The sequence below is a fragment of the Zunongwangia sp. HRR-M8 genome, assembly GCF_027594405.1.
Taxonomy (GTDB): Bacteria; Bacteroidota; Bacteroidia; order Flavobacteriales; family Flavobacteriaceae; genus Zunongwangia.
Genome location: NZ_CP115161.1, coordinates 1,293,728 through 1,316,015 on the forward strand (window position 1 = coordinate 1,293,728; position 22,288 = coordinate 1,316,015).

The following is a 22,288-nucleotide window of genomic DNA, read 5'->3' on the forward strand; positions in this document are numbered from 1 at the left end:
CTGAACATTAATAACATTATGATTAAAAAATTATTAATCACATTATTTATTCCGATGCTGTTTTTGTCGTGTAAAACAAGAGATAAAAACGGAGTGAATACGGTGGAATTAAATCAGCAAAAATCATCTAACGATCCAAGACAACTCATTTCTTTAAATGAAGATTGGAAAACGATTAAAGAAGATTCTGAACTGCTTATTGATACTACTGATATTCTAAATCATGATTACGACGATACATTTTGGCAAACTGTAGCCGTGCCTCATAATTGGGATCAATATTACGGTTATCGTAGGATGAAGCATGGAAACTTACATGGTAATGCCTGGTATCGTAAGCAATTTAAAGTAGAAGCTAAAAACTTTAAAAAAAGACATTTTTTATTTTTTGAAGGAGTGGGGTCTTATGCTACCGTTTGGGTAAATGGGATCAAAGTAGGTAGTCATAAAGGAGGTAGAACTACTTTCACTCTAGATATTACTGATGCTGTTACTTTTGAAAATATAAATAACATAACTGTAAAAGCTGAGCATCCACCTTTTATAGCAGATCTTCCTTGGGTTTGCGGAGGCTGTTCTGGTGAGTGGGGCTTTTCTGAAGGATCGCAACCTTTAGGAATCTTTCGACCGGTTTCATTAATTGTTACTAATGATATTAAAATTGAACCTTTTGGAGTTCATATTTGGAATGATAAGAATATTTCTAAAGAAAGTGCTCAACTATATGTAGAAACTGAACTTAAAAATTATGGAGAAAAGAGTAATGAGAGTATTGAAATAGAAAATCAACTTCAAGATCATAAAGGAAAAATTGTCGCCAAAGCTACAAAACTTGTTTCCTTAAATAAGCAAGGTACGAAAACGTTTAAGCAGCAGTTGCCGGTGATACAAAACCCAAATCTATGGTCTCCGGAAAATCCTTATCTCTATAATTTAGTAACGATAGTTAAGCAGGATAAACAGGTTATAGACCGGCTAGAAACTCCCTACGGAATACGATGGATTAGTTACCCTCAAAACCGCAATGATGGGGATATGCGTTTTCATCTTAACGGGAAACCATATTTTATTAATGGTACTTGCGAGTACGAACATAATATGGGGCGTAGTCATTCTTTTACTGAGGAAATGATAGGGGCTAGGATTAGCCAAATGATCTCGGGAGGATTTAATGCTTTTCGAGAAGCCCATCAGCCTCACAATCTTCGATATCAAAAACATTGGGATCAACAAGGAATTTTATTTTGGAGTCAGTTTTCTGCTCATATCTGGTATGACACACCGGAATTCAAAGAAAATTTCAAGCAATTATTACGAGATTGGATTAAAGAACGTAGAAATAGTCCATCGGTTATTATGTGGGGACTTCAGAATGAGAGTACGATTCCAAAGAACTTTGCAGAAGAATGTACTGCAATAATTAGGGAAATGGATCCAACCTCTTCCCAACAACGATTAGTTACTACCTGTAACGGAGGCGAAGGAACAGACTGGAATGTGATTCAGAATTGGTCTGGAACCTATGGAGGCGATCCTTTTAATTATGCTAACGAGTTGAAAAAAGATCTTTTAAATGGCGAATATGGAGCGTGGAGAACTACAGATTTGCATACGGAAGGATCATTTGATCAAGATGGAAAATACAGTGAAAATCGCTTTTCTCAGTTAATGGAAATAAAGATGCACGAAGCTGAACAAGTTCGTGATAGCGTAATTGGCCAATACAGTTGGTTATTTGCTTCTCATGAAAATACCGGAAGAATTCAAAATGGAGAAGCTTATAGAGATATTGATAGAGTAGGACCTGTAAATTATAAAGGACTATTCACAGTATGGAGCGAGCCAACAGATGCCTATTATATGTATCGAGGCAATTATGCTCCAAAAGAAACCGAACCTATGGTTTATATTGTATCTCATTCTTGGACAAATCGTTGGTTGAAAGCTGGCACAAAAGATAAAATCGTAGTGTATTCTAATTGTGATGAGGTGGAATTATTTAATGATGTATCTGGGGAGTCTTTTGGTAAAAAGGGAAACCCGGGTATAGGAAAGCATTTTCAATGGGATGATGTCGATATTCAGTACAATGTACTAAAAGCCATAGGTTTTTTAAACGGAGAAGAAGTTGCTACCGATGTAATTATTCTAAATAACTTACCTAAATCTCCAAATTTTGATCGATTATATGCTGAAGAAGAACTATTGAAACCTTTCGAAGCAAATTATATCTATTGCGTAAATGCAGGCGGTCCAAAATTTACCGATACCTTCGGAAATACATGGATGGCTGATGTTCATAGAACAAATACTACTACCTGGGGATCAAAATCCTGGACGGATGAGTTTGAAGATTTGCCTGCTTTTTATGCTAGTCAGCGTAGAACCTGGGATCCTATTAAGAATTCAAAAAATTGGGAGCTTTTTCAAACCTTCAGATTTGGCATGGATAAATTGAAATATGAATTTCCTATTGAAAATGGTGATTATGAGGTTGAATTATATTTTATAGAGCCTTGGTATGGTACAGGTGGTGGACTAGATTGTACCAACTGGCGTAGTTTTGATGTGGCTATAAATGGAAATACTGTTATAAGAAATCTGGATATCTGGAAAGAAACGGGTCATGATTCGGCTCTTAAAAAGACAGTATCGACTACTGTTAAAAATGGAGAGCTGGTTATTTCTTTTCCTAACGTTTCTTCAGGGCAGGCGGTAATTTCAGCAATTGCGATTAAAGGAAAAAAACAGACTCCGGCAAAACCATCAGCTGGCAATATTCAGCATATTTCTTCGAAAGACTTTGAAAAAAAATCGTGGTTAGATATTGGCCAGAAACAATACACCGACTCAGATACGGAGTGGACAGAATTGCCATATCAGGTTTTTGGAGCCGAATGGATTAGTTTTTCTTCTGAAAACTCAAATCGTTCAGGATCTTTCGAACTTAATGAAACTTCAAGTGTTTATGTATTAAGCGATACTGATACCTTAGATAAACCAAGCTGGATGCAAAGTTTCACGAAGATTGAAGGCAAAGCAAAAAACTCAGATGGACAGAATTTTCATATTTATTTAGATACTATTTCTAAAAATCAAACTTTCAATTTTGGGAAAGAAGATATTTCTGATTTTTCAATAGTTGCGGTTCCAGTCTACAAAATGGGTGAAGGGGAGGAATCTCGTCCTTCAGTTAAATTTGAAGCCGAAAACGCATTATTTTCAGGAGACAGCATTAAAAATTTTAAAGATAGTGATTATGTAGATTTTGGAAATAAAAGTCCGGCGAGTATTGAATGGAAAGTAAGTACCGGCCTAGCTGGAATTCATTTGATGCGCTTCCGGTACATGAACGTAAGCAATAAGCCTATTGATGTAAAGTTTGAAATTATTGCTCCTAATGGTGCCATAGTTAGAAACGACCAGATCACATTTCCAATACGTGACGAAAAATGGAAAATCTTGAACACCACGACCGGAGGATACATAAATGCAGGAACCTATACGATTAGAATTTCTGCAAAGAGTTTGAAAGGTTTGTGGTTAGAGTCGTTTGAATTTCAATAATTGAGATTATTCAAAAATAAAAATGAAACAGTATTTTAAAAATATTCAATTTAAAGAAGCAATTTTTTGTTTTATACTCCTTTGCTTTTTTTCAGCCTGTGAAGAAAACAAAGAAACGATTGAAGAGAAAGGACGAATTGTTCAGAACTTTAATAAAAATTGGAGTTTTCAGTTAGGGGATCATCCAGAAGCGAAAAAAGATTCTATAGATCTTTCAGATTGGAGAAGGCTGGATGTGCCCCATGATTGGAGCATAGAAGGAGAATTTAACGAAGATCACCCCACAAAACCTGAAGGTGGAGCGCTACCGGCAGGCATAGGTTGGTATCGGAAAACTTTTGAGGTTCCAGAAAGCTGGAATAATCGAAATGTTTTTATCTCTTTTGATGGAGTTTACAGAAACAGTGAAATTTGGATTAATGGAAAATATCTAGGAAAACGCCCTTTTGGATACATATCGTTTCAATACGAACTTACACCATATTTGAAATTTGGCGAATCTAATGTAATCGCCGTAAAAGTAGATAATTCTGCACAACCAAATTCTCGTTGGTATACTGGTTCTGGAATTTATAGAAATGTGCATTTAGTGGCAAAATCCAGTGTTCATATTGATCATTGGGGAACATCTGTGGCTACACCATTTGTTTCTAAAGATTCTGCTAGAGTTAGTTTTAAGGTAACCATTAAAAATAGTCTGGATTCTCTAAAAAAAATACAGCTAAAAAATGTTGTTGTAGATCAGTCTGGAAAAAAAGTGGCATCGCTGAAGGAATACCTTCAACTTTCAGCTACAGATTCGATAAATATTGGGCAGAACTTTACTATATCAAGTCCAAAATTATGGAGTCCAGAAAGTCCATATTTGTATAGTATAGAAACTTCTATATATCAGAATGGAAAGTTATTGGACAATGTAAAAACTCCTTTAGGAATTCGAGAATTTCATTTCGATGCTGAAAAAGGATTTTTCTTGAATGGTAAGCATACGAAGATTAAAGGAGTTTGTCTACATCATGATAATGGCGCGCTTGGTGCCGCTTTAAATATTCATGCACTGGAAAGAAAACTGAAACTTCTTAAGGAAATGGGAACGAATGCTATTCGAATGGCGCATAATCCGCCTTCACCAGAGATGCTCGAGCTTACAGATAAAATGGGGTTCATAGTTCAAGATGAAGCTTTTGATGTATGGAAAAAAGGAAAAATAAAAGAAGACTATCAAACTATTTGGGATAAATGGTATGAAAAAGATTTAAAAGCAATGCTGTATCGTGATAGAAATCATCCTTCCGTGATGATGTGGAGTATTGGTAATGAAATACGAGAGCAATTTGATAGTACCGGGGTAAATATGACTAAGGAATTAGTAGCTATAGTAAAGTCAGTTGATACCAAAAGGCCCGTTACTTCTGCATTAACAGAGAATATTCCCGAGAAAAACTTTGTCTGGCAATCTGGAGCGCTTGATTTACTAGGGTTTAATTATAAACATGAAGCTTATGAAGATTTACCAAATCGGTTTCCCGATCAAAAATTTATTTCTTCAGAAAGTGTTTCCGGTTTAATGAGCCGCGGTAGCTATGACATGCCTTCGGATGAACGTCGAAACTGGCCACCCGCACATGGTGAAGATTTTGATGGCAACGATGATTATACCGTTTCTGCTTACGATCAGGTTTCAGCCTATTGGGGTTCAACGCATGAAGAAACCTGGAAAACTGTTAAAAAACTGGATCATATGGCGGGAATGTTTGTGTGGACTGGCTTTGATTATCTCGGCGAACCCATTCCTTATCCTTATCCGGCAAGGAGCTCATATTTCGGAATTATAGATTTGGCCGGATTTCCCAAAGATGTTTACTACATGTATCAAAGCGAATGGACATATAAAGATGTCCTGCATATTTTTCCGCATTGGAATTGGAAAAAAGGCGAAACTATAGATGTTTGGGCTTATTATAATAATGCTGATGAAGTAGAACTCTTTCTAAATGGAAGATCACTTGGTATTAAATCAAAGAAGGGGGATGACTTGCATGTCGCATGGAGCGTGCAATATGAGCCTGGAACCTTAAAAGCAATTTCTAGAAAAGACGGTGAGGTAGTTTTAGAGAAGACAATTGAAACAGCAAAGGAACCTGCACAAATAGAATTAAAACCAGATAAAAACGAAATGAAATCAGATAAGAACGATCTTGTTTTTGTTACGGTAAATATTTTGGATAAAGCAGGAGTTCTTGCACCCAAAGCAAATAACCTTGTGAAATTTGAAGTTTCCGGAGGAGGCAAAATAGTTGGAGTAGACAATGGATATCAAGCCAGTTTAGAATCTTTTAAAGCTAGTCAACGGAAAGCTTTTAATGGGAAATGTTTGGTAATCATACAGTCTAACGGAAAAAAGGAATTAGTCAAATTAACTGCGCGATCAGAGGGATTAAATTCAACTAGTATTAACATCCAGATAAAGGAATAAAAAGATTGTAAATGAAATATATAGTTTGCGAGGAGCCAAATAATTTTCAGCTAAAAGAAAAGGAAGCACCGAAGAAAAAAGAAGGAGAAGCTTTATTAAAAATTCATCGAGTGGGAATTTGTGGTACCGATTTACATGCCTATGCGGGTAATCAGGCATTTTTCAAATATCCTAGAATTTTGGGGCATGAATTAGCTGCAGAAATACTAGAAATTGATGAGAATGAGCAGGATTTGAAAGAAGGAGACCGTGTAATTATTATGCCTTATGTAAGCTGCGGAAAATGCATTGCCTGCAGGAATGGTAAAACTAATTGTTGTGCAAACATTCAGGTGCTCGGTGTACATACTGATGGAGGGATGCAGGAAATTATTTCAGTTAGGAATGATCTATTAATTCCAGCAAACGGTCTCGATTTTAATGAGATGGCTATCGTCGAACCACTGGCTATTGGAGCACATGCTATTCGAAGAGCAGCGGTTAAACCCAGAGAAGTCATTGTAGTGATTGGATGCGGGCCTATAGGAATTGGGCTTATGAAATTGGCTCAAATTGTTGGTGCGGAAGTGATTGCGCTAGATGTAAATAATGACCGACTCGAATATACGAAAAAAGATATTGGTGTTCAGCATGCTTTTAATGTAATGGAAAACCCTGTAGAAAAAATTGCTGAAATAACAAAAGGGGACCTTGCAAGCGCTGTTTTCGACGCAACAGGAAACAAAAGAGCTTTAGAATCGGGAGTAGATTATATGTCTCATGGAGGTCGATTTGTATTAGTTGGTCTATCAAAAGGAGAATTAACCTACGAGCATCCAAAAATTCATGCTAAGGAAACTACAATATTGTGCAGTCGTAATGCAACGCTGGAAGATTTTCAGTTCGTAATTAATCATTTAAACAAGTTTCCAACTAAATCTTTTGTGACCCATCAGGTGAAATATACTGAAATGATCGAGAATTTTAACTCTTGGTTAGATCCTGAAGCCGGTGTTATTAAAGCGATGGTGGAGTTTAAATAAGTATAAAATGAAAAGATATTGTCTCACATGTGATCTAAAAGATAATAAGGAATTGATCAAGAAATACAAAATTCATCATGAGAAAAACAATGTGTGGCCGGATGTAATTGAAAGCATTAAAAATCCTGGAATTCTGAATATGCAGATTTTTTTAATTCATACTCGCTTATTTATGATTATCGATGCCGAAGATTGTTTTAGTATGAAAAAAAAGGAACAAATGGATGCAGAAAATATTAAAGTCCAGGAGTGGGAAGATTTGATGAAAACTTTCCAGCAAATACCTGATTTTTCGAAAAATGGTGAAAAATGGGTGTTAATGGATAAAATTTTTGATCTCGATGAATATAAGTAATTTATGATAATTGATACACATCAGCATTTTTGGAAATATAATGCACAAACGCACGGATGGATTGATGATAAAATGAAACGCATCCGGAAAGATTTTTTACCTGAAGATTTAGAACCAATCCTCAAAGAGAATGGAGTGGAAGGCTGTATTGCTGTGCAAGCAGATCAAACCGAAACAGAAAATGATTTTCTATTACAGCTTTCTGAAGAGAATGATTTTATTAAAGGAATTATAGGTTGGGTTAATTTCCGTGCAAATAACATCGAGGATAGACTTGCATATTATGCAGCTTTTCAAAAAATCAAAGGTTTTCGCCATGTAGTACAAGCTGAGGCGGATCCTAATTTTTTACTTCGGAAGGAATTCTGCAACGGGATAGCAAAGCTGGAAAAATATGGATTTATTTATGAAATATTAGTATTTCCGCATCAATTAGGAGCTGTTTTAGAATTTGTTCGAAAATTTCCGAATCAAAAATTTGTGATCGATCATATTGGCAAACCCTATATCGAAGATGGTTATATTTATGGGTGGATGACTATGATAAAGGAAATAGCAAATTTCGAGAATGTTTATTGCAAACTTTCCGGAATGATCACTGAAGCAGACTATGTTGGCTGGTCCTATGAACAGTTAGAACCGTATATAGAAGTTATTTTAAACGTTTTTGGAGCCAAACGTTTAATGTTTGGATCAGATTGGCCAGTTTGTCTAGTAGCAGGTGAATATCTTGAGGTAATGAATATTGCTGAAAGAGCAGTTTCAAGATTAGGTGAAAATGGGAAAGCAGCTTTTTGGGGAGAAAATGCTGTGAAATTTTATAATCTATAATTATGGAATTAAAACTAAAAAATAAAATAGTATTGGTAACTGGTGGAGCTGGTATAGAAGGAAGTATAGGACATACTTTAATTTTTACCTTAGCAAAAGAGGGAGCTATTCCAATAATTTTGGACAGGAATATGCGCGGAATGGAATATGAAAAGAAATTGCAGCAATCAATACCTAAAGCAAGATTTTTTCAAACTGACTTGTCTAAACCAGAAGAAATTAAATCTTCATTAGAGAAGGTTACTGAAGAATTTTCAGGAATCGACGTGATTATTAATAATGTAGGTGTGAATGATGGTGCTTCTCTGGAATCCAGTATAGAGGAGTTTATGAATTCAATACATTTAAATCTTTTAAGTTATTACGCCACTGTAAAATATGCCTTGCCGTTATTAAAGAAAAATAAAGGTAACATCCTTAATATAGGTTCCAAAGTGGCTGTAACTGGGCAGGGAGGGACTTCTGGGTACGCGGCTTCTAAAGGAGGCGTATTAGCTCTTACCAGAGAATGGGCCGTAGATTTAATTCAGTACCAAATTAGGTGTAATGCATTAATTATAGCAGAAAGCATGACCCCAGCATATCAGAACTGGTTAGATACTCTTAAGGATGGAACTCAGAAAAGAAAATCTATCGAAGAAAAAATACCTTTTGGAAACCGAATGACTACACCACAGGAAATTGCTGATATGGCTATGTTCATTATTTCAGAAAAATCCAGTCATACAACCGGTCAGTTTATTTACGTAGATGGAGGATATGTTCATCTAGATCGTGCATTATTAAAATAATTATTATGAATCAGGCACCTGTTGTTTCTAAAAAAGTATTACTTCCATTTATATTGGTTACTTCATTGTTTGCATTATGGGGTTTCGCAAACGATATAACTAATCCCATGGTTTCCGCATTTAAAAAAGTGCTAGAACTCGACAATTTTAGAGCCTCTTTAGTGCAATTGGCATTTTATGGGGGCTATTTCACTATGGCTTTACCTGCAGCGATTTTTGTCAATCGCTACTCTTATAAGAAAGGAGTTTTGCTCGGTTTGGCGCTCTATGCGGTGGGAGCTTTATTATTTTATCCGGCTGCGGCATATGAGGAGTTTTACTTTTTCTTGGCTGCCTTATATATTTTGACATTTGGATTAGCGTTCTTAGAAACAACAGCCAATCCATATATCCTAGCAATGGGCGATCCCAAAACTGCTACAAGACGTTTGAATCTTGCGCAATCTTTTAATCCAATGGGAGCATTAGCGGGTTTGATTGTGGCTCAAAATTATATTCTGGCGGCTTTAAAAAGTGATGATATTACAGAAAATGGAGACTTACTTTATGAAACACTTGGGGTGGCAGAAAGAAACAATATACGCACAGAAGATTTGGCAGTAATTCGAGATCCTTATGTAATGTTGGGACTAATAGTCATTGCATTTTTTCTAATAATTCTCTTTACTAAAATGCCACAAAATAAAAATCAGGAAGCTAAGTCGAATATTCAACAATCTATTAGAAGGTTATTTAGGAATGGAAAATTTACGTGGGGAGTAATAGCACAAATGTTCTATGTAGGAGCACAGATAATGGTTTGGACATATTTGTACCAATACGCAGAATCTATAGGCATAAGTAATACCTTAGCTGTCAATTATGGTATTGCTGCGCTTGTACTCTTTCTTTTAGGTCGCTGGATTGGAACGGCGATGATGAAGTTTGTGGATTCTGGCAAATTATTAATGTGTTTTGCCATAGGCGCTTCATTATGTACTATTATTACTATTTATTCAAATGGAATTATAGGCTTATATTCTCTAGTAGGAATATCATTATTTATGTCAATAATGTTTCCAACAATATATGGTGTAGCATTGGAAGGTCTGGATCAAGATGCTAAATTTGGAGCTGCATTTTTGGTCATGGCGATAGTGGGAGGCGCCTTGATGCCAGCTCTCCAAGGATTAATTTTGGACATTGGAGGAACCGGTTATTCAGATGTCCTAATATTGGGTGTGCCGGAAGTCAATTTCTCTTTTATACTTCCGTTAATTTGTTTTTTAGTAGTATGCTTTTATGGTAGAATGGTAATTAAAACTAGCTAGACCGAATTGCGCTCGATATATTTGAATACATTTTTGACTTTTTCTTTTTTATTTTTAAGTACCATATAAGCAGCAGATTCGCCCATGGCTTTAAAGTCTGTGCTAATTACAGTTATACCCAGTAATTCTTTTAAAGGAGTGTCATTATAAGATATAACACCAATATCGTTTCCTAGTTTTAAATTTTTTTCTCGAATTTGTTTTACTAGATTCACTAAATCACTTTCTTCAATAGTAATATAAACATCTAGTTTTTGTAGTTCCATATCATCATAGATCTCATCGAGAATTTCAAAATCAAAATTATTTTCGATGCAAAACTGTCTAAATCCATGCATTATTCTTTTTGGATAGGGGAAAACTGATTTTTGTGGGTAAACCAATATTAATTTATCATATTTTTTAAGTTTTTGTAAGCCTTCTTTTAGGGCTTCATAAATATCACTTCTAAAATCTTGATAAACACTACCATAAATTCCTTTTATGTTTGGTTTTCCATTATCTAGCAGTATCAATTTGTCCTTAGGAATATTTTCTAATGTAGTTATAACTTCTGGAGTGTAACTTGCATGATTTAGGTTATTATCTTTAAAATGTGGCATTATTACATAATAATCAAATGCATTTATATTTTTTTCTATTGCTTTTACAAATAAAGACTCCTCACAATGGTAAATATAAAGATTAACATGGCCGTTAACTCCTAAAGCATTTACAAAAGAATTATAAATACGCATCTTGTAAGAGCTTGGTTTATTAATCAAAAAAAATACGTTTACCTTAGAAATCAAATCATTTTTAGCGATGTAGTATCCCTTTCCTTTTACTGATATTATAACTTGCTGTTTTTTTAACAGTCTATAAGCCTTTTCAACGGTATCTCTCGATAGATAACAACTTTCACTTAGCTCATTTATAGAAGGGATTTTTTGATCAACCTTTAAATTTCCTCTAGAAATATCATTAATAATTGAATCAACTATCTGCTTATATTTTGGTATTCGGGAATTTTCTTTTATTTTAACATCAATCGTTTTCGTTGACATATAATTTTGGTTAGGGTTGTTGATGTAAATGTAAATAATTTTAGATTATTTATTTAAATCTTTAGTGCTTAAGATAGCAGGGAACTACAGGATAGGCTTGGATGTTTATTAACATAAATTTGAGATAAACACATAATGATTAAATCATGCAAAAAACTTTTCAGTACGTAGACTATCTCTGGGATGAAGCCAAAGCTGCCGAATTGGGTAACGATCAGGTGGCTTTATTTTTATACCGATCCAATATATTAGGCGCCGATCTTCGAATCACGAATTACGGTGGCGGAAACACCAGTTGTAAAACCATCGAAAAAGATCCGCTTACCAATGAAGATGTAGAAGTGATGTGGGTAAAAGGTTCCGGTGGTGATATAGGTACGCTTACCCGCAAAGGAATTGCAGGTTTGTATACCGAACGTCTTAGAAACCTGAAAAATGTTTACGGCGGTTTAGAAGATGAAGACCGAATGGTTGGTCTTTTTAATCATTGTATTTATGATTTAGATAGCAAAGCGCCTTCCATCGATACACCGCTTCACGGATTATTACCTTTTAAACATATCGACCATTTGCATCCAGATGCACTCATCGCGGTTGCGGCTGCAAAAGATAGCGAACAGGTTACCAAAGAAATTTGGGGCGATACCATGGGTTGGGTGCCTTGGCAACGTCCTGGTTTCGATTTAGGACTTCAGTTAGAAAAATGCTTGGAAGAAAATCCGGGAATTCGTGGTATTGTTTTGGGTAGCCACGGTTTGTTTACCTGGGGAGATACTTCTTACGAGTGCTACGTAAATAGTTTAGAAGTTATTGAAATGGCTTCAGAATATATCGAGAATAAAATCAAAGAAAACGGAAAAGTTTTCGGCGGACAAAAAATAGAATCGTTACCTGCGGAAGAGCGTAAAGAGAAGGCTGCCGAGTTAATGCCATTATTACGTGGTTTAGCCTCTTCAGAAAATCAAATGATCGGTCATTTTACCGATAGTGATACGGTGTTGCAATTCATTAATAGTAATGATTTAGACCGATTAGCACCAATGGGAACTTCGTGTCCCGATCATTTTTTGCGGACTAAAATTCAGCCGTTAATATTGACTTTAGATCCATCAGATGATGTAAGTGATACGGAAGCGACACTGAAAAAATTAGAGCCTTCTTTTGAAAAATATCGAGAAGAATATCACCAATATTACGAAAATCATAAACACGCCAATAGTCCGGCGATGCGCGATCCTAATCCGGTGATTATTATTTATCCGGGGGTGGGGATGTTCAGCTTTGCGAAGAATAAGCAAACCACGCGTGTTGCTAGTGAATTCTACGTGAATGCGATCAACGTAATGCGTGGTGCGGAAGCAATTACTGAATATACGTCGTTACCAAGACAAGAGGCTTTTGATATCGAATATTGGTTGTTAGAAGAAGCGAAATTACAACGAATGCCTGCGGAAAAACCACTTTCGCGTAAAGTTGCCATCGTCACCGGAGCTGCCGGCGGAATTGGTAAAGCGATTGCCGATAAATTAGTAGCTGAAGGCGCCAATGTCGTGCTCACCGATATTAGTCAGGAGAATTTAGAGGAAGCTCTGGCAACCTATAAACGTGATGAAGTAGCCATTGCCCTTTGTGATGTCACCAAAGAAGATTCCATAGAAAAAGCTTACAAAGAAGCGAATTTGGCTTTTGGAGGTATCGATATTGTGGTACATTCAGCGGGATTAGCGATCTCCAAATCATTGCCAGATACGTCCTTGCAAGATTGGGAACTTTTACAGAATGTATTAGTGAAAGGGCAATTTTTAATGGCGCAAAAAGGCGTTGAAATTATGCGGAAACAAGGTCTGGGCGGTGATATTGTAAATATTGCCAGTAAAAACGGACTCGTTTCTGGCCCCAACAATGTGGGTTACGGAACGGCAAAAGCAGCACAACAACATATGACACGTTTATTAGCTGCGGAATTAGGTGGCGATCATATTCGTGTGAATACTGTAAATCCGGACGGAGTAATTGTAGGAAGTAAAATTTGGGAAGGCGATTGGGCTGAAGGTCGAGCAAAAGCTTACGGAATTAAAGTGGAAGACCTGCCTGCACATTATGCCAAAAGAAATTTACTAAATGAAATTATATTGCCAGAAGATATCGCCAACGGCGTATTTGCCTGTGTAGGCATTTTAGAAAAAAGTACAGGAAACACCATTAATGTTGATGGTGGTATGGCGAATGCGTTTGTGAGATAACTTTAGAAGTGAGTAATTAGATGTTAGAGTTTAGATTTTAGAACTTAGAGAATAGACAAGAGAAGTAATAAACAAGATTTTTGTGTCATCCTGAATTTATTTCAGGATCCCATCTAGCTAAAAAGGTGATGAGATTCCGTGTCAAGCACGGAATGACGATAGAAAAAAGTTTAGACTTAAATGGAGAATATTGTCCTACTTTTTAATTCCGTAGTAATTGTATAAAAATAGCGTAGCGTTGGATGTGGAGCAAGGGATTAGTGAAACGGTTTCCCTTGCGCAGGATAAGTTATTTTTATAACAATTCAAGGAAATAAAAATAAGGCTAGACTTTTTTGCTACTTTTTTTGGCAATGAAAAAAAGTAGGGAGAATTAAATTGGATAATTCTAAACTCTAAGTTCTAGAAGCGAAGCGCTCTAAAATCTTAAAATAAAACAAATGCGTCACCCTGAACTTGATTCAGGGTCTCATCGGGAGTCAAAAATATTTGATGAGATCCCGGATCAAGTCCGGGATGACGCTAAAAATTTTTAAAAGGATGAAAATAAACACTGATCAACTATCAGAATTCAATAAAAAGCAACACGATTCGTTTGAAAACGAAATCGATTTCTTAGAAAATAAGTTTACTAAAAAAGGAATTTCGATAGCTAAAATAATACAAAAATTAGCCGATTTCCAGGTGGCGATTCCAAGTTGGGCCTTAGGTGCCGGTGGAACGCGATTTGGTCGTTTTTCTTATGGCGGAGAACCGTCTTCTTTAGAGCAAAAGTTAGACGATATTGGTATTCTTCACGCTTTAACAAAAACTGCAGGAGCGGTTTCTTTGCATATTCCGTGGGATATTCCTGAAGATGTGAATGCAATAAAAGATATCGCTAAAAGTCACGATATTATTTTTGATGCGATGAATTCGAATACCTTTCAAGATCAACCCGATGCAAAAGAAAGTTATAAATTCGGTTCCTTAAACAGCATCAATGAAGCTTCTCGTGAATATGCGGTAGAACATAATAAAGAAGTGATTAAAATTGGACAGCAATTAGGCTCTAAAAGTTTAACGGTTTGGTTGGCTGATGGTGCAAGTTTTCCGGGTCAGCTGAATTTTCAAAATGCCTTACAAAATACCGATAAAAGCTTACAAGAAATCTACGCTTCTATGCCGGAAGACTGGAAGCTTTTTATTGAATACAAACCTTACGAGCCAAATTTTTACAGCACAACCATTCAGGATTGGGGAACTTCATTTATGCTCGCCAACGCTTGCGGCGATCGCGCTTTCACGTTAGTTGATTTAGGGCATCATTTACCAAATACCAATATTGAACAAATTGTGGCGACATTAATGTATAAAGGAAAATTAGGCGGTTTTCATTTTAACGACAGTAAATATGGTGACGATGATCTGACGGTAGGTTCCATTAAGCCTTATGCCCTATTTTTGATTTTTAATGAATTGGTTTACGGAATGGAAAACAATCCGCAAAATCCATATCCGGCTTGGATGATTGACGCCAGCCATAATATTAAAGATCCGTTAGAAGATTTATTGCAATCGCTGGAGGCTATTTTAATCGCCTACGCGCAAGCTTTATTAGTCGATCAGAAAGCATTGAAAGAAGCGCAGCAAAATAATGATGTCACTAAATGTCAGGAAATTTTGCAAGATGCTTATAGAACCGATGTTCGGCCAATTGTAAAAGCGGCAAGAGCTAAAAGCGGCGCAGCTGTAAATCCGATTGAAGCGTATCGCGCTTTTGATGTTCGTAATACGCTTATTGAAGCTCGCGGACTGAAAACGGTAGCAACGGGATTGTAGAATTTAGATTTGAGAAGTGAGATGTGAGAGAATAGAAATTAGAATATAGAGAATAGACTAGAGAGATTTGAAGTTTGAAAATGTGCTGATTTGAAAATGAAAGCTAATTGTCCCTTCGAGTGATTTTATGATAGCGGAAATAAAATTGTATCGAGAAATAATGAGAAATGAGATTTCAGAAAATAGAAATTAGAAATAAGATTCTGGAAGCAAGAAACAAGACAAGCGTCATCTTGAACTTGTTTCAGGATCTCATCCAGCTAAGAACGTGATGAGATTCCGTGTCAAGCACGGAATGACGAAAGGAAAAAAAGTCTAACATCTAAATTCTAAAAGCAAAGCAATCTAATATCTAAATAACTGCGCGAGGGATTGCAGCGAAAATCCCGGATTGCGACCGTAGGAAGCAAACGGAATTGTAGCGTAAAGCCCGACCTGCAAGGTCGCGCCAAAAAATAAAAATTTTCTCTGGGAAAGTCCTAGGGATTACATACTAACAATTTGACTTCAAATCGTTTCAGCAATGAAATGAAAAGAAGTTTGAAATTCTCGATTATCGAGATGAATAAACAAAAAGTAACGGCTGTTTTTGATATTGGAAAAACCAACAAGAAATTTTTCTTGTTCGATAAAAATTATCAGGAGGTTTTTCGAGATTATACGCGTTTGCCACTTACGGTAGATGAAGATGGTTATCCTACCGAGGATATCACAATACTAAAGCAGTGGATTAAAGATACCTTTCATTCGATTTTGGAGAGTGAGAAATATGAAGTGAAATCGATCAATTTTTCGACTTATGGGGCAAGTTTGGTGCATTTAGATCATCACGGCAATGTCTTAACGCCTTTATATAACTACACGAAACCGATTGAGAAGGAAATTACCGATGAATTTTATGCAAAATATGGCGGTGAATTAAAAATCGCCAAAGAGACAGCTTCACCACAGTCGGGAATGCTCAACTCCGGATTGCAATTATTTTGGTTGAAGAAAAAATATCCTGAGATATTTAGCAAAATTAAATACTCGCTTCATTTGCCTCAATATTTATCGTTTTTATTTACCGGAATTCCGGTAAGCGAATATACCTCGATAGGTTGCCACACTAATTTGTGGAATTATGATAAAGAGGATTATCACGAATGGGTTTATGCTGAAGGTTTCGATCAGTTATTTGGTCCCATAGTTCCAACCGCGAGTAGTATTAATACTTCTTATAAAGGGAAAAAGATAAAAATTGGGGTCGGGATTCACGATAGTTCTTCGGCCTTATTGCCGTATATTTTAAGTAAAAAGAAGCCATTTTTATTACTTTCTACCGGAACTTGGAGTATTTCATTAAATCCATTTAATCAAGAAAGTTTAGATGAATTAGCGATTAAAAACAATTGCCTGAATTATCTGCGTGTCGACGGAAAACGTGTAAAAGCATCTCGTTTTTTTATGGGAAATGAATACCGCATTCAGGTAGAAAAACTAGGCGAATACTACGGAAAAGAATATGGATACCATCGGGATGTGGAATTTGACTCGGATTTGTATTTACGGCTGATTGAAAATCCTTCTATTTATTTCAAATTTGAAGGAATTTCACTGAAACGCAAGGAATTGCATCAAACAGATTTAAAACCTTTTGCGACCTTTGAAGAAGCCTATCATCAATTAATGATTGAGTTGATGGAATTGCAAATTCATACCATTAAAAATGCTATCGGAAATTCAGCCATCTATAAAATCTATATCGATGGTGGTTTTACCGATAATGATGTATTTATGAAATTGATGGCCCATCATTTTAATGAATTTAAAGTATTATCTACGCATTCACCATTAGGCTCGGCCTTAGGAGCAGCGATGGTAATATCCAACAAAAAAGTAGATGCTAAATTTTTAAAAGAAAACTACCGAATGAAAAAATTAGTTCCGCTGCTGTTAACGAGGTAGCGATTAGAGTCTAGAGGTTAGAAATTAGATTTTAGACTAGGGAATCTTAAGTTTTGAGTCAGGAAATAAAGAGACAAGATGCAGGGAACAAGAAGAAATGAAATGATAAAATAGGATGAGATTCCGTGTCAGGCATAGAATGACGATTAAAAAAATATGAAATAAAAAAGAAAACAACGTCCTACTTTTTAATTCTGTAGCAATTGTAGGAAAATGGCGCAGCGTTGGATCTGGAGCAAGGGATTAGTGAAACGGTTTCCCTTGCGCAGGATGAGCTATTTTGCTAACAATTCAAGGAAATAAAAATAAGACTAGACTTTTTTGCTACTTTTTTTGGCAAAGAAAAAAAGGAGGAATGATCAAATTTGAAATAAAAATCAGCTTGAAAATCCTGTAAAAATGAAACAAGACAGCCGTCATCCCGGACTTGATCCGGGATCTCATCAACTAAGTATAGAAGAATAATGAAAAATAGAAAATATAATAAACGCTAATGGCCAAATGCCAACAGCTCAAAGCTATAAAAAATACCCCTATGGCCTTTCCATTTAACACCGAATATCCGTCGATCGAATCGCTTCGTGAGCGTGCCCAAAAGCGTATGCCGCGTTTTGCGTTTGAATATCTAGACGGAGGCTGTAATGAAAATATTAATATTCGAAGAAATACAGATGAAATTCGTGAAATTCAGTTAAAACCCAGATACCTTAAAAATTACAGTAAATCGAGGTTAGAAACTGAATTGTTTGGTATAACATACGATGCGCCTTTCGGGATTTCTCCCATTGGTTTGCAAGGTTTAATGTGGCCAAATGCGCCTGAAATTTTAGCGAAAGCATCTTTAAAACATAATATTCCGTTTTGTTTGAGTACGGTAACTTCTACCAGCATTGAACGCGCGAGTGAACTTACTGAAGGTCGTGCGTGGTTTCAGTTATACCATCCTACCGAAGATTGGTTGCGTGATGATATTTTAAAACGTGCTGAAGCTGCTGAAGTTCCGGTTCTGGTCATTTTATGTGATGTGCCCACTTTTGGGTATCGTCCAAAAGAGATTCGAAACGGACTCGCAATGCCACCACAAATGAATTTTAGAAATGTATTGCAAGTATTGGGAAAACCCGTCTGGGCAATGCAAACGCTAAAACACGGCGCTCCAAATTTCGCAACAATGAAAAAATATATGGAAAAAGGAATGAGCATTAAACAGCTTGGCGCTTGGATGAATGCTACTTTTTCCGGAAGATTGAATGAAGAAAAAATTAAACCACTCCGCGATCTGTGGAAAGGTAAATTGGTATTAAAAGGTGTCGTTTCTGATGAAGATGCTGAAGAAGCCATTCGTTTAGGTTTCGACGGAATCATTGTTTCTAACCACGGCGGTCGCCAATTAGATGCAGGCGAATCGACCATCAAACCCTTATCTCATATTGCTGAAAAGTATAAAGATCGAATTACGGTGATGATGGATAGCGGTATACGCTCAGGTCCGGATATTGCTCGCGTGATGAGTAGCGGAGCCGATTTTAGCTTTTTAGGCCGATCGTTTATGTATGGCGTGGGCGCTTTGGGTGAAGAAGGTGGCGACCATACCATCGCTATGCTGAAAATGCAGTTGCAACAAGTTTTAGAACAAGTTTGTTGCGAAAAAGTAACCGATTTACCGAAGTATTTAGTGAAGGAATGATTAGAGGTGAGAGGTGAGATTTTAGAGTTTAGAAAATAGAATATAGAAATTAGACTTGAGAGGTTAGAGATTAGAATAAAGAAATAAGGAAAAGGAAAAGCGTCATCCTGAACTTGTTTCAGGATCTCATCCAGTTGAGAAAGTCAATAGTTTTCTTATTAAGCACGCAATCTTATTGAAATTGTTTGTCACTTTGAGTGATTTTATTGTAGCGGTAGCAGAAATAAAATTGTATCGAGAAGGGGTTAGAATTCAGAATAAATTATTTCTAAAACTTATAAATTTCTACTAAATCGATTGAAATATAGAATTAAAATATTATAAATAAAAGCTAACAGCTATAAGCTGAGGGCTAAAAGCTTAAAAATAAATGAGTCAGGCACACATAGAAGAAGAAATATTAACCCAAGAAATTTCGGGAGAATTCGAGCGTGAACGCGTACCAGAATCCAAATTAAAAAGCTGGAAAAGTTTTTTAGGAATGTATGCCGGAGAGCACGCGGCAGGAACCGAGTTTGTGATCGGGCCACTTTTTTTGACTACCGGCGTTAGTGCTTTCGACTTGATTATTGGATTATTGCTAGGAAATTTAATGGCGGTTTTGAGCTGGCGTTTTCTAACGGCTGAAATTGGTACAAAGTTTCGATATACGCTTTATCACCATTTAGAAAAAATCTGCGGAAAACGACTTGTTACCGTTTACAATTTGGCTAATGGAATTCTATTCTGCTTCTTGGCTGGAGCGATGATTACGGTTTCTGCTACGGCAGTTGGTGTTCCATTCGATATGGAGATGCCAAAACTCACCGATACAATGCCCAACAGTGCTACTTGGGTAATTATCGTATTGGCAATCGGAGCGGTAATTTCTGTGATCGCGGCCAAAGGTTATAATACCGTAGCAAAAGCTGCCAATTGGATGAGTCCGATTATCGTAGCTGCTTTTGTGATCTGCGGAATTGTTTCTTTAGTGAATTTAGATGTGCATAGTTTCTCTGATTTTTGGAATATTTGGGGCGAAGGAAGCGAACCTTTCCCCGGGCAGATTAAATATACTTTTTGGCACGTATTCTTGTGGTCTTGGTTTGCCAACGCAGCAATGCATATTGGGATGTCAGACTTATCGGTTTTCCGTTTTGCGAAAAAACCAAGTGCAGGATGGACCACCGCTGCCGGTATATATATTGGTCATTATATTGCTTGGATCGCTGCAGCATTATTGTATGCGGTATATTTAAAATCTCCGGAAGCTCAAGCTATATTGGCAAGTGGTGAAGCACCATCTGTTGCGCCGGGTCCATTAGCCTATAATGCAATTGGAGTTTTTGGAATTATTGCAGTCGTTTTAGCAGGATGGACCACAGCAAATCCTACCATCTACCGGGCAGGATTGGCATTTCAGGCCATCATCCCTAAAGTATCTACGGCGTGGGTGACGATTATAGCCGGAACCGTGGCTACTATTGCAGGATTATTCCCTGCCTTTGCAATGAAACTATTAGGTTTTGTAGCGCTTTACGGATTCATACTAGCTCCAATCGGAGCCATTATTGTCTTTGAATATTTCTTCGGAAAAAAGTTCGGTATACAATCTTTCTACGCTGAAAAATCAGGCACTAAATTTAATCAGGCGGTATTTTGGGCTTGGGTAATTAGCTTTGGTGTATTCTATTTTATTTCAGTCCAATTCGACATATTCTTATCATTCGTTACTCTCCCGGCTTGGCTTTGCTGCGGAGTTTTGTATTTGATTTTTAGTAAGATGATGCAGAAGAAAATTATATAGATCTAAATTAATAATCCCCATAATCGATCCTAAGTGTTTCGAATAATTTGGCAATAGCTAGATTTAATTCATTGTCTATTTTATTTCTTTTTAAAATAGCATCGATCAATTTATTTTCTCTTGTATTGATATAGAAAATTGAACTTTCGCCCATTTCAAAGAGTCGTTTTTCTGCTGCTACCATGATCTGACTTTCGGTCACAATTTCTGAAGCAATTACGGCCTGTTCCTGTAAACTAAAAATTTCCCGCTCAGTAGCTCTTATTTTGTTACTTAGTTTCCATTGACTTTCAGCTATTTTAAATTCTGCCTGCTCTCTCTTTACTTTAGCTAGTTTAAGATTGCCACGTTCTTTCCGTAGGAATAAAGGGAAACTTACTTTTACACCAGCTTTATAATTATTTACATTGATATAATCTGGATTATCTATTTCTTCGGAAAGAAAATTATATTCCACATCTATTTTAGGCAAAAGTTGATTTCTTCGCAACCTAATATCAAGATCGTAGGCTTCTAAATCGAACTCGAGCGATTGTATTTTTGGATGGTCTTCAACTTCTGTAGCATTTCCTAATAAACTTTCAATGCCCAAGGCTTCCGAAAAATTTAAGCTCTCTGGTAGAGGTCTCAATCGATCGTCTAATTCGATTGGTATGTCTTCTATCCAAAGATAGTTACTCAAAGCTAATTTTGCTTTTTGCAATTTAAGCTCGGCCTGCTTTTTATCCAACCTTCTTTTCCTAACGGTTATCATCGTTTCTACCGTATCGATCGCAGGAGTTTCACCCAGTCTGCTAGAGGTTGCAATACCTTCAAATCTTATAAGTGCATTCTCTAAAAATTCCTCATAGACTGAAGTATTTTGGTAGTAATAAACCCAATCTGCGTAAGCTTTTGTCGCATCTGCAAGTACCTGGTTTATCTGGATATTCCTTTCTACCTGTGATTGTTGCTGAAAGATTTTAGCGAGTTTAAGATTATTCATTCTTTCGTTGTAAAGCAAACCCTGTGCTAGCCTAATATTTACACCGGCACTCCAAAGACCATCATCTGGCGTGGTATTTTCTGGATTTAGGTAATAACCTTCATTCTGTTCGTATCCAGCTTTTAGATCGATACCATACCAGGTTGGAATTTTAAAAGTTCCTTTCCATAAAGAATAATATTCAGTTCCTTTAAAATTTTTCTCTTTTACGCCTCCTTCAAGTTTAGGATCAAAAGCACCGCGAGATTTCAATAATTTTGCCTCTGCGGCAGATAAATCTAGATTAGCTTGAGCCACAATAGGATGATAGCGCTTTACCATAGCCAGAAACTCTTCAAGCGTAAAGATTTCCGATTCTTGGGCTTCCGCAGAAAAAATACCGAAAACTGCAAAGCAAAATAGACAAATTAACTTTCGCATA

At 36.5% G+C, this 22,288-nt stretch carries 14 protein-coding genes; 12 read left to right on the forward strand and 2 right to left on the reverse strand.

Annotation, left to right across the window (positions count from 1 at the left end; genetic code table 11):
* Nucleotides 1–18 precede the first annotated feature (18 nt).
* The 7 genes from PBT89_RS05455 to fucP are packed head-to-tail and all read left to right on the forward strand — an operon-like array spanning nucleotide 19 to nucleotide 10,352.
* A complete protein-coding gene (locus PBT89_RS05455) occupies nucleotides 19–3,567 on the forward strand; it encodes a malectin domain-containing carbohydrate-binding protein (protein WP_270063746.1) in 3,549 nt (1,182 codons plus the stop codon).
* Nucleotides 3,568–3,589: 22 nt separating this feature from the next.
* Nucleotides 3,590–6,043 carry a beta-galactosidase GalB gene (gene galB, locus PBT89_RS05460; RefSeq protein ID WP_270063747.1) on the forward strand — a complete coding sequence of 818 codons (2,454 nt, stop codon included), beginning with the start codon at nucleotides 3,590–3,592 and terminating at the stop codon, nucleotides 6,041–6,043.
* 11 nt (nucleotides 6,044–6,054) lie between these two features.
* On the forward strand, nucleotides 6,055–7,065 hold the full coding sequence (locus PBT89_RS05465; RefSeq protein WP_270063748.1) for a zinc-binding alcohol dehydrogenase family protein: 1,011 nt from the start codon (nucleotides 6,055–6,057) through the stop codon (nucleotides 7,063–7,065).
* Between the two features lie 7 nt (nucleotides 7,066–7,072).
* A complete protein-coding gene (locus tag PBT89_RS05470) occupies nucleotides 7,073–7,420 on the forward strand; it encodes an L-rhamnose mutarotase (RefSeq protein WP_270063749.1) in 348 nt (115 codons plus the stop codon).
* A 3-nt stretch (nucleotides 7,421–7,423) separates the two neighbouring features.
* The gene (locus PBT89_RS05475; RefSeq protein ID WP_270063750.1) at nucleotides 7,424–8,251 is read left to right on the forward strand and encodes an amidohydrolase family protein; all 828 of its coding nucleotides are present in this window, start codon (nucleotides 7,424–7,426) and stop codon (nucleotides 8,249–8,251) included.
* Between the two features lie 2 nt (nucleotides 8,252–8,253).
* Nucleotides 8,254–9,042 (forward strand): SDR family oxidoreductase, encoded by a 789-nt coding sequence (locus PBT89_RS05480; RefSeq protein WP_270063751.1) that lies wholly within the window; start codon nucleotides 8,254–8,256, stop codon nucleotides 9,040–9,042.
* A gap of 5 nt (nucleotides 9,043–9,047) precedes the next feature.
* The gene (gene fucP / locus PBT89_RS05485) at nucleotides 9,048–10,352 is read left to right on the forward strand and encodes an L-fucose:H+ symporter permease (RefSeq protein ID WP_270063752.1); all 1,305 of its coding nucleotides are present in this window, start codon (nucleotides 9,048–9,050) and stop codon (nucleotides 10,350–10,352) included.
* Here the strand turns inward: fucP and PBT89_RS05490 are convergent.
* A complete protein-coding gene (locus PBT89_RS05490; protein ID WP_270063753.1) occupies nucleotides 10,349–11,398 on the reverse strand; it encodes a GntR family transcriptional regulator in 1,050 nt (349 codons plus the stop codon). The two genes, fucP and PBT89_RS05490, sit on opposite strands and share 4 nt — an antisense overlap.
* 146 nt (nucleotides 11,399–11,544) lie before the next feature.
* Between PBT89_RS05490 and PBT89_RS05495 the strand changes: the two genes are divergently transcribed.
* The 5 genes from PBT89_RS05495 to PBT89_RS05515 all read left to right on the forward strand — a co-directional run bounded on the left by PBT89_RS05495 (nucleotide 11,545) and on the right by PBT89_RS05515 (nucleotide 20,882).
* A complete protein-coding gene (locus tag PBT89_RS05495; RefSeq protein ID WP_270063754.1) occupies nucleotides 11,545–13,641 on the forward strand; it encodes a bifunctional aldolase/short-chain dehydrogenase in 2,097 nt (698 codons plus the stop codon).
* Between the two features lie 540 nt (nucleotides 13,642–14,181).
* Nucleotides 14,182–15,462, forward strand: coding sequence for a TIM barrel protein (locus PBT89_RS05500; RefSeq protein ID WP_270063755.1), 1,281 nt, complete (start codon nucleotides 14,182–14,184; stop codon nucleotides 15,460–15,462).
* Nucleotides 15,463–15,990: 528 nt separating this feature from the next.
* Nucleotides 15,991–17,409 carry an FGGY-family carbohydrate kinase gene (locus tag PBT89_RS05505; RefSeq protein ID WP_270063756.1) on the forward strand — a complete coding sequence of 473 codons (1,419 nt, stop codon included), beginning with the start codon at nucleotides 15,991–15,993 and terminating at the stop codon, nucleotides 17,407–17,409.
* Between the two features lie 535 nt (nucleotides 17,410–17,944).
* Complete coding sequence (locus PBT89_RS05510) at nucleotides 17,945–19,096, forward strand: alpha-hydroxy acid oxidase (protein ID WP_270063757.1); 1,152 nt, start codon at nucleotides 17,945–17,947, stop codon at nucleotides 19,094–19,096.
* Nucleotides 19,097–19,466: 370 nt separating this feature from the next.
* Nucleotides 19,467–20,882, forward strand: coding sequence for a purine-cytosine permease family protein (locus tag PBT89_RS05515; RefSeq protein ID WP_270063758.1), 1,416 nt, complete (start codon nucleotides 19,467–19,469; stop codon nucleotides 20,880–20,882).
* Between the two features lie 7 nt (nucleotides 20,883–20,889).
* Here PBT89_RS05515 and PBT89_RS05520 read toward each other — a convergent pair whose 3' ends face one another.
* Nucleotides 20,890–22,287, reverse strand: coding sequence for a TolC family protein (locus PBT89_RS05520; protein WP_270063759.1), 1,398 nt, complete (start codon nucleotides 22,285–22,287; stop codon nucleotides 20,890–20,892).
* Nucleotide 22,288 lies beyond the last annotated feature (1 nt).